The organism is Enterobacter cloacae complex sp. SHL020 (assembly GCF_049236945.1).
Classification (GTDB): Bacteria; Pseudomonadota; Gammaproteobacteria; order Enterobacterales; family Enterobacteriaceae; genus Enterobacter; species Enterobacter dykesii.
In genome coordinates, this window is the sequence record NZ_JBMKJF010000009.1 from 54,043 (window position 1) to 67,188 (window position 13,146).

Annotated in this window: 16 protein-coding genes; 6 read left to right on the plus strand and 10 right to left on the minus strand. The window is 54.2% G+C overall.

What is annotated here, in order from left to right; genetic code table 11:
- Positions 1-13 precede the first annotated feature (13 nt).
- Together rph and pyrE are read left to right on the plus strand one after the other, a co-directional pair.
- On the plus strand, positions 14-730 hold the full coding sequence (rph, locus tag ACOTZB_RS18625) for a ribonuclease PH (protein ID WP_010426431.1): 717 nt from the start codon (positions 14-16) through the stop codon (positions 728-730).
- 67 nt (positions 731-797) lie between these two features.
- Positions 798-1,439: an orotate phosphoribosyltransferase gene (pyrE, locus tag ACOTZB_RS18630; protein WP_126330432.1), complete on the plus strand. Its 642-nt coding sequence runs from the start codon at positions 798-800 to the stop codon at positions 1,437-1,439.
- Positions 1,440-1,479: 40 nt separating this feature from the next.
- On the opposite strand, the gene slmA is transcribed toward pyrE, so the two are convergent.
- From slmA to coaBC, 3 genes are all read right to left on the minus strand, one after another.
- Positions 1,480-2,076: a nucleoid occlusion factor SlmA gene (slmA, locus tag ACOTZB_RS18635; protein ID WP_010426428.1), complete on the minus strand. Its 597-nt coding sequence runs from the start codon at positions 2,074-2,076 to the stop codon at positions 1,480-1,482.
- A 120-nt stretch (positions 2,077-2,196) separates the two neighbouring features.
- Positions 2,197-2,655, minus strand: coding sequence for a dUTP diphosphatase (dut, locus tag ACOTZB_RS18640; protein WP_008502691.1), 459 nt, complete (start codon positions 2,653-2,655; stop codon positions 2,197-2,199).
- Positions 2,633-3,844 (minus strand): bifunctional phosphopantothenoylcysteine decarboxylase/phosphopantothenate--cysteine ligase CoaBC, encoded by a 1,212-nt coding sequence (gene coaBC / locus ACOTZB_RS18645; RefSeq protein ID WP_024906629.1) that lies wholly within the window; start codon positions 3,842-3,844, stop codon positions 2,633-2,635. The genes dut and coaBC overlap by 23 nt, the downstream gene beginning before the upstream one ends.
- A 172-nt stretch (positions 3,845-4,016) precedes the next feature.
- Here coaBC and radC point away from each other — a divergent pair, with 172 nt between their 5' ends.
- The 4 genes from radC (at position 4,017) to mutM (ending at position 6,212) form a co-directional block, all read left to right on the plus strand.
- Positions 4,017-4,685, plus strand: a complete 669-nt coding sequence (radC, locus tag ACOTZB_RS18650) for a RadC family protein (protein ID WP_193805432.1) — start codon at positions 4,017-4,019, stop codon at positions 4,683-4,685.
- Positions 4,686-4,903: 218 nt separating this feature from the next.
- Positions 4,904-5,140, plus strand: a complete 237-nt coding sequence (gene rpmB / locus ACOTZB_RS18655; RefSeq protein ID WP_002436699.1) for a 50S ribosomal protein L28 — start codon at positions 4,904-4,906, stop codon at positions 5,138-5,140.
- 22 nt (positions 5,141-5,162) lie between these two features.
- The gene (gene rpmG, locus ACOTZB_RS18660) at positions 5,163-5,330 is read left to right on the plus strand and encodes a 50S ribosomal protein L33 (protein ID WP_003024094.1); all 168 of its coding nucleotides are present in this window, start codon (positions 5,163-5,165) and stop codon (positions 5,328-5,330) included.
- A 72-nt stretch (positions 5,331-5,402) separates the two neighbouring features.
- Positions 5,403-6,212 carry a bifunctional DNA-formamidopyrimidine glycosylase/DNA-(apurinic or apyrimidinic site) lyase gene (mutM, locus tag ACOTZB_RS18665; protein WP_023309890.1) on the plus strand — a complete coding sequence of 270 codons (810 nt, stop codon included), beginning with the start codon at positions 5,403-5,405 and terminating at the stop codon, positions 6,210-6,212.
- A 2-nt stretch (positions 6,213-6,214) separates the two neighbouring features.
- Here mutM and coaD read toward each other — a convergent pair whose 3' ends face one another.
- The 7 genes from coaD to rfaQ form a co-directional block, all read right to left on the minus strand.
- Positions 6,215-6,694, minus strand: a complete 480-nt coding sequence (gene coaD / locus ACOTZB_RS18670) for a pantetheine-phosphate adenylyltransferase (RefSeq protein ID WP_023334018.1) — start codon at positions 6,692-6,694, stop codon at positions 6,215-6,217.
- Between the two features lie 3 nt (positions 6,695-6,697).
- Positions 6,698-7,468: a glycosyltransferase family 2 protein gene (locus ACOTZB_RS18675; protein ID WP_023309892.1), complete on the minus strand. Its 771-nt coding sequence runs from the start codon at positions 7,466-7,468 to the stop codon at positions 6,698-6,700.
- The gene (gene waaA, locus ACOTZB_RS18680) at positions 7,468-8,742 is read right to left on the minus strand and encodes a lipid IV(A) 3-deoxy-D-manno-octulosonic acid transferase (protein WP_029740803.1); all 1,275 of its coding nucleotides are present in this window, start codon (positions 8,740-8,742) and stop codon (positions 7,468-7,470) included. Before waaA ends, ACOTZB_RS18675 begins: the two co-directional genes overlap by 1 nt.
- A gap of 66 nt (positions 8,743-8,808) precedes the next feature.
- On the minus strand, positions 8,809-9,798 hold the full coding sequence (locus tag ACOTZB_RS18685; protein ID WP_421628119.1) for a glycosyltransferase: 990 nt from the start codon (positions 9,796-9,798) through the stop codon (positions 8,809-8,811).
- An 11-nt stretch (positions 9,799-9,809) separates the two neighbouring features.
- A complete protein-coding gene (locus ACOTZB_RS18690; RefSeq protein WP_421628120.1) occupies positions 9,810-10,910 on the minus strand; it encodes a glycosyltransferase in 1,101 nt (366 codons plus the stop codon).
- Positions 10,911-10,912: 2 nt separating this feature from the next.
- Positions 10,913-12,040, minus strand: a complete 1,128-nt coding sequence (locus ACOTZB_RS18695; protein ID WP_421628122.1) for a glycosyltransferase family 4 protein — start codon at positions 12,038-12,040, stop codon at positions 10,913-10,915.
- Positions 12,037-13,107: a putative lipopolysaccharide heptosyltransferase III gene (rfaQ, locus tag ACOTZB_RS18700; RefSeq protein WP_421628123.1), complete on the minus strand. Its 1,071-nt coding sequence runs from the start codon at positions 13,105-13,107 to the stop codon at positions 12,037-12,039. Before rfaQ ends, ACOTZB_RS18695 begins: the two co-directional genes overlap by 4 nt.
- Between the last annotated feature and the right edge of the window lie 39 nt (positions 13,108-13,146).

Here is a 13,146-nt window from a genome sequence, read left to right on the forward strand (position 1 = left end):
CGGAGAATCCATCATGCGTCCATCAGGTCGTAGCGCCAACCAGGTGCGTCCCGTCACCCTGACCCGTAACTATACAAAACACGCTGAAGGCTCCGTGCTGGTTGAGTTTGGTGACACTAAAGTGCTGTGCACCGCCTCCATCGAAGAAGGCGTTCCGCGCTTCCTGAAAGGTCAGGGCCAGGGCTGGATCACCGCAGAATACGGCATGCTGCCGCGTGCGACCCATACCCGTAATGCTCGTGAAGCGGCAAAGGGTAAGCAGGGCGGTCGTACCATGGAGATTCAGCGTCTGATCGCGCGTGCGCTGCGCGCCGCCGTTGACCTGAAAATCCTCGGTGAATTCACCATCACGCTGGACTGCGACGTGATTCAGGCAGACGGCGGTACGCGTACGGCGTCGATTACCGGTGCCTGCGTGGCGCTGGCGGATGCCCTGAACAAGCTGGTTGCGGCCGGTAAGCTGAAAACCAACCCAATGAAAGGCATGGTTGCGGCGGTTTCTGTAGGTATCGTTAACGGCGAAGCGCTTTGCGATCTGGAATACGTTGAAGATTCCGCAGCCGAAACCGACATGAACGTGGTGATGACCGAAGATGGTCGCATCATTGAAGTACAGGGCACGGCGGAAGGCGAGCCGTTCACCCACGAAGAGCTTCTCTCCCTGCTGGCGTTGGCCCGAGGGGGAATCGAATCCATTGTAACGACGCAGAAAGCGGCGTTAGAAAATTGATTTTAAAGGCGACCAATGAGTCGCCTTTTTTTTGCCTGTAAGACAGAAAAACCAAAGGAGCAAATCCATGAAATCGTATCAGCGCCAGTTTATTGAGTTTGCGCTTAACAAGCAGGTACTTAAGTTTGGCGAATTTACGCTGAAATCCGGGCGTAAGAGTCCCTATTTCTTCAACGCCGGGCTGTTTAATACCGGGCGCGATCTGGCACTGTTAGGCCGTTTCTATGCCGAAGCGCTGGTGGATTCCGGGATTGATTTTGACCTGCTGTTTGGCCCGGCCTATAAAGGCATTCCAATTGCGACCACCACCGCGGTGGCGCTGGCGGAGCACCATGACCGCGACGTGCCTTACTGCTTTAACCGCAAAGAGGCCAAAACCCATGGTGAAGGCGGGAATCTGGTCGGCAGCGCGCTGCAGGGCCGCGTCATGCTGGTCGATGACGTGATCACTGCGGGCACGGCGATCCGTGAATCGATGGAGATTATTCAGGCCAACGGTGCGACGCTTGCTGGCGTGCTGATTTCTCTGGATCGTCAGGAGCGTGGTCGCGGCGAAATTTCCGCTATCCAGGAAGTCGAACGCGATTACAGCTGTAAAGTGACGTCGATTATTACCCTGAAAGACCTGATTGCGTATCTGGAAGAGAAGCCTGAGATGGCGGACCATCTGGCGGCGGTAAAAGCGTATCGCGAAGAGTTCGGGGTGTAATTAAATTGCCCGGTGGCGCTACGCTTACCGGGCTTACGGATTACTGCAACTGAGCAGCCACTAACGGCCAGCGGGCGTCAAAATCGTCCGTTGGACGGTATTTGAATTCGCTACGCACAAAGCGGGAGAGCATCCCTTCACAAAACGCCAGAATCTGGCTCGCCAGCAGCGTCTCATCGATGGTGTAACCTTCGCCTTCACGCATTTTCTTTTCGCGCAGTACCTGGCGCAGCTGGGCTTCAATACGTTCGAAAAGCTGGTTAATGCGGCCCTGCAGTCTGTCCTGTTCAAACATCAGCGCGTGGCCGGTGAGGATGCGGGTTAAGCCCGGATTGCGTTCACCGAAGCCCAGGATTAACAGCACAATCAGACGCAGACGCGCGGTGGTGTCTTTTTCGTCTTTTAGAATCAGGTTGATGCGCGTGATCAGGCTGTCTTCAATAAACTCGATCAGACTGTCGAACATCCGGGTTTTGCTTGGGAAATGACGGTACAGCGCCGCCTCAGACACGCCTACAGAGGCGGCCAGTTTAGCGGTGGTGATGCGTTGACTGCCATCGCTGGATTCAAGCATCAGAGCCAGAGATTGAAGTATTTCTTCGCGACGATTCCTTTTCGCGGTTTGTTTTTCTGCCATGTTACAAAATACCCCTGAAAATAAGCACTTGCCAGGCTGGCACCCACACAGCGACCGCAAACGGGCGTTTGCGGTTTGTTATTGCATTATGACGCTGTGAGATACGTGTCTTTCGGGCCGTTATTTGCGCCCGGAATGGCCGAAGCCGCCTTCGCCACGGTCGGTGGCGTCAAAGTCTGCCACCAGGTTAAATTCTGCCTGCACCACCGGTACAAAGACCATTTGTGCGATACGTTCGCCCGGTTCAATAGTGAAGCTGTCCTGACCGCGGTTCCAGACGGAAACCATCAGTTGACCCTGGTAGTCGGAGTCGATCAGGCCCACCAGGTTACCCAGCACAACGCCGTGCTTATGACCCAGACCAGAACGCGGCAGGATCACTGCTGCCAGAGACGGGTCAGCAATGTGAATTGCCAGGCCAGTTGGAACCAGGGTAGTGGCACCCGGAGCCAGTTCTACGGCGTCATCGAGACAGGCGCGCAGGTCAAGACCGGCAGAACCGGAGGTGGCATAGGTTGGCAGCGGGAATTGCTCGCCAACACGCGGGTCCAGAATCTTAACGTCGATTTTTTTCATCATAACGGGTAACGATCTCGTCCAGTAATTGTTGGCCCAGGAGTTCCTTGCGCTCAAGCGGTAAGACTTTATCTCCATCCTGCCAGAAAAGGTGCAGTGCGTTGCTGTCGCTGTTAAATCCTTGTGTGGCCAGCGATACGTCGTTCGCGCAAATCAAATCGAGGTTTTTGCGGGTACGTTTTTGCCGGGCATATTCTTCCACATTATTCGTTTCTGCGGCAAACCCAACAACGTATGGACGATGGCTTTTTAGTGCGGCGACACCGGCAACAATGTCCGGGTTTTTCACCATTTTTAGTGTTAATTCATCGCCTTGCTTTTTAATTTTAGCCTCGGCGATCGTTTCGGCACGATAGTCTGCAACGGCCGCACAGCCGATAAAAATCTGCTGGCTTTGCGCATGTGCCTGCACGGCGGCTTCCATCTCCAGCGCGGTAGTCACGTCAATTCGCTTCACAAACGCAGGGGTAGGTAGCGATACCGGGCCGCTTACCAGCGTGACGTTGGCACCGCGTTTTGCCGCCGCGGCAGCTATCGCAAAGCCCATTTTACCGGAACTGTGGTTGGTGATGTAACGCACCGGGTCCAGCGGTTCGCGCGTCGGGCCCGCGGTAATCATGATGTTGAGATGTTGCAGATCGTTGACAGGCGAAAAATGGGCTGCGGCCATATCAACAATCGTCAGCGGATCAAGCATGCGACCCGGGCCAACGTCGCCGCAGGCCTGGCTGCCGCTGTCCGGACCCCAGATAAGCAGGCCGCGCGAGGCCAGCGTCTCCAGATTGTGCTGGGTGGCCGCGTTACGGTACATCTGCTGGTTCATGGCAGGAACGACGGCAACAGGCGCAGGGGTAGCCAGACAAATAGTGGAGACCAGATCGTTTGCCATACCGGCCGCAACCCGAGCGATTAAATCAGCCGTGGCGGGGGCGAGGATAACCAGGTCTGCCCATTTTCCCAGCTCAATATGGCCCATCGCGGCTTCGGCGGCCGGATCGAGCAGGCTGTCAGATACCGGGTATCCTGAAACGGCCTGCAGGCTCAGAGGGGTGATAAAGGCTTTACCGCCTTCCGTTATCGCGACCCGCACATCTGCCCCACGCTCGCGCAGACGACGCACCAGCTCCGGCGCTTTATAGGCGGCAATACCGCCGCTCACGCCAAGAACGATTTTTTTACCGGCCAGGCTCATCATGATTCTTTCCTGTTGGGTTTCACCAGAGAGCGGGCATTTTATCACAATCCCCAAAGCGGAGTGATTTTGTACTTCGTCCACTTTGCGAGGCGCTACGCAAGAACGCAATGTGGCCGTCGAGCGACGGATTGGCCTGTGGCAGCATGAGGTTAAAAAGGGGAGAAAGAGCATGGAAGAAGAGGATGAGCAGCTGCTGCCGCGCGAAAAACTGCTGCGCTATGGCGTCACCCTGTTAAAAGACGATGAACTGCTGGCGCTCTTTTTACGTACCGGCACGCCAGGAAAGACGGTATTTACGCTGGCAAAAGAGCTGATAGCACATTTCGGTTCACTGTACGGTTTACTGACCGCCGATCTGTCGCAGTTTAAGCACGTTGAGGGGATCGGCGTGGCGAAATATGCCCAACTGAGAGGCATTGCTGAACTCGCCCGCCGTTTTTACAACGTCCGCATGGAGAAGGAAGATCCGATCCTGACGCCCGCGATGACGCGCGAATTCCTGCAAAGCCAGTTAACCGATATCGAACGCGAGATCTTTATGGTGATCTTTGTCGATAACAGAAATCGGGTGCTGAAACATAGCTGTCTCTTTGCGGGGACGTTGAGCCACGTTGAGGTGCATCCGCGTGAAATTGTGCGGGAAGCAATAAAAGTGAATGCAGCGGGCGTGATCCTCGCGCATAATCACCCCTCTGGCTGTGCAGAACCGAGCAGAGCGGACAAAGAAATCACCGAACGCATTATCAAATGCTGTCAATTCATGGACATTCGTGTGCTGGACCATCTGATAATTGGCCGCGGTGAGTACATTTCTTTCGCAGAACATGGCTGGATTTAGGCTATTTCTCGCGATCCATCGGGATCTTTGTCTGTTCGGGACTTGAGCACACCGCCGAGTCAGCGTATACTACGCCACCTTTGAGAATCTCGGGTTTGGCATTTGGGCCTGGCAATCGAGAGTTCACTTAGAACTATGCGATGACCGGGCTGTAAAGCCTGACGAGGCGCCGATACCCCATACGAAGCTCGAGCTAATTTGATTTTTGGAGAATAGACATGTCCCGAGTCTGCCAAGTTACTGGCAAGCGTCCGGTGACCGGTAACAACCGTTCCCACGCACTGAACGCGACTAAACGCCGTTTCCTGCCGAACCTGCACTCTCACCGTTTCTGGGTTGAGAGCGAGAAGCGTTTTGTCACCCTGCGTGTATCTGCTAAAGGTATGCGTGTAATCGATAAGAAAGGCATCGATACAGTTCTGTCCGAACTGCGTGCCCGTGGCGAAAAGTACTAAGTACTTAAAGAGGAAATAAATCATGGCTAAAGGTATTCGCGAGAAAATCAAGCTGGTTTCTTCTGCTGGTACAGGTCACTTCTACACCACCACGAAGAACAAACGTACTAAGCCGGAAAAACTGGAACTGAAAAAATTCGATCCAGTTGTACGCCAGCACGTACTGTACAAAGAAGCTAAAATCAAATAATTTTAGTCTCCTTGTATCGAAAAACCCCGCAACTGCGGGGTTTTTTGCATTCTGTATCTCAACGGAGGAACCATGCCTGAATTACCTGAGGTAGAAACCAGCCGTCGCGGCATTGAGCCCCATCTGGTCGGCGCGACGATTCTTCACGCGGTGGTCCGCAATGGACGTCTGCGCTGGCCGGTGTCCGATGAGATCCATGCCCTGAGCGATAAACCCGTCCTTAGCGTACAGCGCCGCGCTAAATACCTGCTGCTGGAACTGCCCGACGGCTGGATTATTATCCACCTGGGGATGTCCGGGAGCCTGCGCATTCTTACCGAAGAGTTGCCTGCGGAAAAGCATGACCACGTCGATCTGGTGATGAGCAACGGCAAAGTGCTCCGTTACACCGACCCACGGCGCTTTGGCGCGTGGCTGTGGACGAAGGAGCTGGAAGGGCATAACGTGCTGGCGCATCTGGGCCCGGAGCCGCTCTCAGACGCGTTTAACGCGGAATACCTCAAGGCGAAGTGTGCGAAGAAGAAAAGCCCGATTAAGCCCTGGCTGATGGATAACAAGCTGGTGGTCGGCGTGGGGAATATCTACGCCAGCGAATCGCTGTTTGCGGCCGGGATCCATCCCGATCGGCTGGCCTCTTCGCTGTCTGCGCAGGAGTGCGAGCTGCTGGTCCGGGTGATTAAAGCCGTATTACTTCGCTCGATTGAGCAGGGCGGGACAACGTTGAAGGACTTCCTGCAAAGTGACGGCAAGCCGGGCTATTTTGCCCAGGAGCTGCAGGTGTATGGCCGTAAAGGCGAACCGTGCAGAGTCTGCGGCACGCCAGTGATTGCCACGAAGCACGCCCAGCGCGCCACGTTCTACTGCCGTCAGTGCCAGAAATAGGGTTACTTTAGCTTTTCCATCAATGCCTGGTGGACGTTAGTCGGCAGGAAATGTGTGACGTCGCCGTGATGACGCGCCACCTCTTTTACCAGAGTAGAAGAGATAAACGACCACTCTTTGGAGGGCATCAGGAAAACGCTCTCCAGCTCCGGCATCAGGTGGCGGTTCATGTGCGCCAGCTGCATCTCATACTCGAAGTCTGCCACCGCGCGTAAACCACGGATAAGAATGTTTGCCTGCTGAGCGCGGGCGAAGTTAGCCATCAGGTCGCTAAACCCGACCACCTCAACATTCGGCAGGTGCGAAATGGCATCGGTGGCGAGCTGTACGCGCTCGTTGAGGTCAAACATCGGCTTTTTGCTGGGGCTGGCGGCAATGGCCAGGATCACCTTGTCGAACATGCACGCCGCACGGGTGATGATATCAAGATGACCGTTGGTGATAGGATCGAAGGTACCCGGATAAATCGCTTTTGTGCTCATGGCTCACGTTTTCTCTGAGTAGCCGCGGCAGAGCGCCCACAGCTCGGTGTATTTGTTGAAAGTATACTGGGCATTCACTACCGCGAGTAACCAGCCCTGCTTGCCGTCCAGCACGCCACCACGCAGCAGCAGCGTTTTCAGAAACGCGCCCAGCGTGTGGGTGAAGATTCCCGTCAGCGAGGCCTTCTTGCCGCGCTGGTGACGCTCCTGCGCCCATGCGGTGGCATAGTTGAGCTGTTTACGCTGGAAGCTCGCGAAATCACGGCAGGTCAGGTGCAGCAAATCGCCCTTCAGGGGGATGACCTGAGCGCTATCGCAGCTCAGGGATTCATGCACCAGATTGTCGTTGTACTGATACCGCTCGCGCTCGTAGAGGCGCATCACGCGGTCAGGATACCAGCCGCTGTGGCGCATAAAACGGCCAAGGAAGTAGTTGCGGCGGGCAATGCTGTACACGGCGCCAGGCTGGGGCGAGGAAAGTACAGCCTGAATGGCCTGCTGAAGCTCCGGCGTGATGCGTTCGTCGGTGTCGAGCATCAGGACATAATCACCTGTGGCATACCCCTGTGCGCGCTGGCGCTGGATGCCGTAGCCTTGCCAGTCAGCGTCGACAAAGACGTTTGCGCCCGCTGCCCGGGCAACATCCACCGTGTTATCCGTACTTCCGGAGTCAAGAATGACTATCTCGTCAGCCCAGGCAACCGATGCCAGGCAGTCCGGAAGCAGGTCGGCGGCGTTTTTGGCGATCATGACGACCGACAGACGCGTTGACATTAGTGGCTCCGCTGGGGCAGATAAGGTTGCAGAAGCTGCAGCAGTCGGGTCAGTGCGCCCTGGTTCTGGTGCAGCACTTCGACGGCATGACGCCCGTACCACAGGCGATAATCTTCGTCAGTCAGAAGGGTCGATACCTCTTTGACCACCGAATCCGCATCGGTCACGGTAATTAAACCATCGGCCTGCTGTAATTTCGCGCAGATATCTTTGAAGTTAAACGTGTGTGGCCCCATCAGTACCGGAATGGCGTGGGCTGCCGGCTCCAGCGGGTTATGGCCTCCGCGTTCGACCAGGCTGCCACCGACAAACGCGAGGTCAGCAATGCCGTACAGCAACATCAGTTCGCCCATCGTATCGCCAATCACCACCTGGGTGCTGCCGGAAGGGATTTCACCGCTACTGCGCAGCGTGAAGCTGAAGCCGCCTTTCTGAACCATTTCACGGGCATCTTTAAAACGCTCCGGATGGCGAGGCACGAGGATCAGCAGTAAATCAGGGAATTTTTCCAGCAGCTTGCGGTGAGCCTGCAGGATGATCTCTTCTTCGCCATCATGGGTACTGGTCGCAATCCAGACCTGACGACGCGGGGCCCACTGGCGACGCAGCGTGATCGCGCGGGCGGCGAGTTCAGGGGTAACGGAAATATCAAACTTCAGGCTGCCCGTTACCGCAAGCTGGTTGCGTTTCAGGCCCAGAGAGATAAAGCGTGCCGCATCTTCTTCGTTCTGCGCGGCAATCAGCGTAATTTTGCTCAGCAGGCGGCGCATAAATTTACCCAGCTTGCCGTAACCTTTCGCCGAGCGCTCTGACAGGCGCGCGTTGGCAATGACCAGCGGGATTTTACGGGCATGCAGGGCGGAAATCATATTCGGCCACAGTTCGGTTTCCATCACGATCACCAGCTTCGGGCGCACGGTGTTGAGGAAACGATTCATGGCGCAGGGCAGATCGTAAGGCAGATAGACGTGCTGCACGTCTTTACCGAAAGCGGATAACGCGCGCTCCGAGCCGGTTGGCGTCATCGTCGTGACGGTGATTGGCAGCGAAGGGTAGCGGTGACGCAGGGCGCGAACCAGCGGGATCGCCGCCAGCGTTTCACCGACAGAAACGGAATGCAGCAAAATACCGTCCGGTACGACTTTATTGCGGCAGAAGCCATAGCGTTCAGCCCAGCGTTTACGATACGCAGGCGCTTTCCGGCTACGAAGCAACAGTCTCAGCCACACCAGTGGCTGAATGATGTAGAGCAGAGCGGTATACAACAATTCCAAGCGATTATCCGTTTTTTTAGTTTCGGCGGGCAAATTCTAAGCATTTAGGCCAGGTAAAGCTATCTCTTATGCCAGATACCGTTTCAAACGGAAATAACGTCGACCCAGCCGCCAGCGCAGACGCGGGCTTTTTGCACTTTTCCAGATGAGTTTCCAGATGCCTGTTTCGAAGAACTCTTTAATAATCATTGATTTCTTCTTCTCATCCTTCATGTTGTCGAAGGTGTGAATAATGCCCAGTCCCTCTTTGGCAATTTGCCAGTGGCAGGCAGGGATCCCTTTCACTTTATCCGGGTAGCGCTGATTGATGGCATCGAGCATCTGCAGGATTTTCATGTAGTGACGCGCGGAGCGAATCAGCGTGTCGTCATTATCCGGCATATGGGACACCGATGCGGAGTGAATGTAGTAGTCGTAATAACGTTCACTGGTGTACTGAACCCGCTCTGCCGCAAGCAGCACTTCGGTGGTCCACGGGATATCCTGATGGCGCAGGCCGGGTTCGAAATGGAAATTGTGTTTACGGATAAAGTCGTGGCGATAGATGTTCAACCAGGTGACGTGAAGGAATTTACGCGAATCCAGCGCCATTTTTAACCATGCTGGGCCTGCCATGACGCCAGTCGAAGGCAGTTTGTCTTCAGGGAAGATCGGACGTGAAGGTTTCTTGTTGTTTTCCCAGACGTAGTTCCCGTTACAGGTGGCGACATCCAGATCCTGCGTGACGGCCATATCCAGCAGGTGCTGGTACATGCCGGGTTTAAAGACATCATCAATATCCGGGAAAGAGAGATATTGACCCGTCGCAACGGCCAGACCGGTGTTACGCGCGATGGATACGCCCTGATTTTGCTGTTCTATAACCTGCATCTGCGGCAGTTTTTCTCGCCAGTTTTCGACGATCTCCATCGAGCGGTCAGTAGAGCCATCGTTGACAATGATGACTTCCATGCTGTCGATGCGTTGATTGACAAGGCAGGTAAAGAACTGATCCAGGAAAGCTTCACCGTTATAAACGGCAACCACCACGCTTAACAATGGGGCTGAATTTTGCATAAGAAACCTGATTATTTTTGATTGTCGACCAGAGCAATATATTGCTGGCAAATGGCATTGATACCGAACGACGCGATGGTTGCATCGCCAACGACCGGCGGGGCGGTATAAATATCCGCCAGCGTTTTTGCCAGTGATTCGTCATTTAACTCTGCCAGCCCGCGCGCTAAAGCGCCGGTGAGGATTTCGGCGGGGCCTCCGGGGCAATTTGTACTAACCGGTGGCGTCTGGCAGATAATGGCTTCGACCAGCACATTACCAAAACCTTCGCAGTCAGAACTTAACACTAAAAGGCGTGCCCCTTTAATCCAGGGATAGGGATTGGACTCGAACGGGCGGAAAACCGTTTTGTTTTCAATACCCAGCTCGGCAGCAAGCTGCTTGAGTTTTTGAATTTGAGCGTCAGATCCATTGCCCATCATGACCAGCGTTGTGTCAATTTTACTCAGGGCGAACGCACGTAAGAGTCGGTCGTGGCGTTTGTGCTCATGGAAGCGGCCAACATGAATAATGTAATCCTTTCCCTGCATCTCGAAGGGCGCATCCGCCAGACGCTGAATTTCAGGAATATCGAAAGGATTATGGATAACCGCTTTGCGTCGAAGATTGAGTGCCAGCGTCTCGGAAAGATCTTTCAACACGGCGCCTGAGACGGCGACAACGTTGCGGTTTTCGTAGGTATGACGGATTTTAAGATGTTTAAACCAGCGTGAAAGTCCGCTGCGATGGCGAAGATAGGAAAACGAGAACATGCCGTGCACGCAGAACCAGACTTTGTCTCGTTCCAGCGCGCGGCAGTGCGCCACAATGCGGTCTGTTTTGTGCAGGTGAGAGAACACCACATCAAATTTGCCGCTGCGTTCAGCCCGCTCAATCGCCTGATCCAGAAGTTGGGCGCGGCGTGGGATTTCCGTCAGCTTTCGCCACGGTTTTTTACATGTGTCCTGAACAACCTGATAATCGATGCCTTCCGGGATGGTGTAGTCGCACACTTTCCGCAGAGAGAATAGAGAGACCTGATGCCCCATTTCTATTAATCCACGGGAGAGTGTAAGAACCGTTTTTTCGGCTCCTCCACCGGGTAAACCATCAATAATCATTAGGATGCGCATTTTTAATCCAGTAATTTTTGATAAAGCGTAATAAGCTGACTTGATAGTTTTTCGGGAGTGGCGTCTTTTACACGTTCACGTGCCGCTCGTCCCATATTGTTATTTTTTTCCAGTGAAGGGATAGCGGCTACCGCTTCCTTCAATGTACTGATATCAAGTGCGTCACAATAAAATCCGTTCTGGCCTTGTTGAATAAACTCTGCACCACCGCAACTCTCTGAAGTAATGACGGGCAAGCCGCAGGCCATCGCTTCAAGAATGACGTTAGGAAAGGGATCATACAGCGTTGGCAACAGTAAACCATCGGATAGCTGATAAAAAGGCAGAGTTTCTTTTTGTACCCCCAGGAAACGGATTTGGCCCTCGCAGCCTAACGAACGGGCGAGGTCGCGATAACGACGTTCTGCTTTATCTTGCCCAACCACAATCAGCCAGGCTGATGTTCCAGCAATAGCGCGTATGGCGCTGGCTAATCCTTTTCGTTCAAACCCTGAGCCTACGAAACAGAACACAACGGCATCGGCTGGCAAACCAAATTGCTGGCGCAGCATCGCACGCTGTGCCTCCCGGGCCGGAACGAAGCGGCTGGAATCAATAGAATTATAAATCACATGAATTTTATTTGCGTCAATATCAAAGTCTTCAACGATTTCGCGTTTGATCATCTCCGCATTACAGATTACGGCTTTTAACTCAGGCGCCTGATACATTTCCCGTTCCGCACGCATCACGTAGCGGTGATAGCGGTCATACATCAGCATTTGCGCACGCCAGGCAGGTAAAATGCGCGCGCGCTGCAGCAGCCAGCGACGATGCACCCCATCACCCGCACGATAGATATCACAACCCGGGATGCGCTCATGGCTTTGAACAATATCAAACTGCTGTTGCTGCCACAGCGCGCGCGCGGCCTGTGCAAATCCGCGTTCCCGACTGATGCGACCCCATTTTTGAGGGTTGCAAATGTGGATATGCCAGTCGTCTTGCTTCTCTCCCTGCCACTCACGCGTGATGACGTTGAGCTCAAGGTTTTGATTGCTCAGAGCGGTGAGAGCGCGCGAAACGAAGCGTTCCGCTCCGCCATCAGGGCGATATTTTTGGCGAACAATGGCCAGACGATGGTGTTTCATGACAGATATCTCCTTGCAGCGGAGACGACTGCATCAACGGGAATGGCGTCGAGATAGCGTTCTTTCGTTTTGGTATCAATGGCATCCGGATCGGGTAGCGGGCCGTAATCGCCGGCCCAGATCACTTCCCCTTTAACCTGCCACGGTGACCAGAACGTCAGTTTTGATGGACCAAACAATGCCACGCAGGGCGTTTGCAGCGCGGCGGCCATATGCATTGGCACGGAGTCAACGCCAATAAAAAGACGCGCATGATCAATAAGTGAGGCCAGCTGGCGCAACGTTAGCTGGCCCGCCAGCGAGACGACTCCCGTCTTTGGCGAGGCGGCGATAATGCGATCGATCATCGCCAGCTCTTTTTTATCCGGCCCCGCGGTGAGCACAACCGTATGACCATCCTGCTGCAGTGCAGTAATGGTTTGCGCCATTTTGTCTTCGCTCCAGCATTTAAAGAACCAGCGGGACGTCGGCTGGATCACGATGTAGCTGTCGCCCACACCCGTCTGCGTCAGTCTTTGACGGGCATGATCCCAGTCTTCTGCAGTATAGGCCATGGTGACGGCAGGCCGCGGCGCGACCGGTAATGGTGCCAGAATGGAGAGATTCTGTTCGACCGTATGCAGGGATTTGTGGCCGTCGACAGAAACCAGAACGGTGTGACAAAAACGCCAGAAGGCGCTGTTGCGTTTGTTAAACGCGAATCCAAGGCGAACGGGAGCTTCGGTGAAACGGGTGACGATCGCGCTACGCCATTGATCGGCAAGGTTAATCACCAGATGATAATGCTGATTTCTTAACGCACACAGCAACTGCCACTCTTTTTGAAGATGCTTCAGCGTGCCAAGCTGTTTCCATTTACGATCGATTCCATAAATTGTACCGATCGCCGGATGCGCGGCGAGCATATCGCGCGTTTCTTCATACAGCAGGACATCGATCTGCGCCTGCGGCCATTTTTGACGTAGCGAATCAATGACGGGAGTGGTCAGCAACATGTCGCCATGATGGCGGAGTTTGATCAGTAAAATGCGCAAATCAGGTGTGTCAGGTAAGTTATTCATCATCATCTTATCGGCGTTGTACTGATGGCAATTCTAATAGACCTG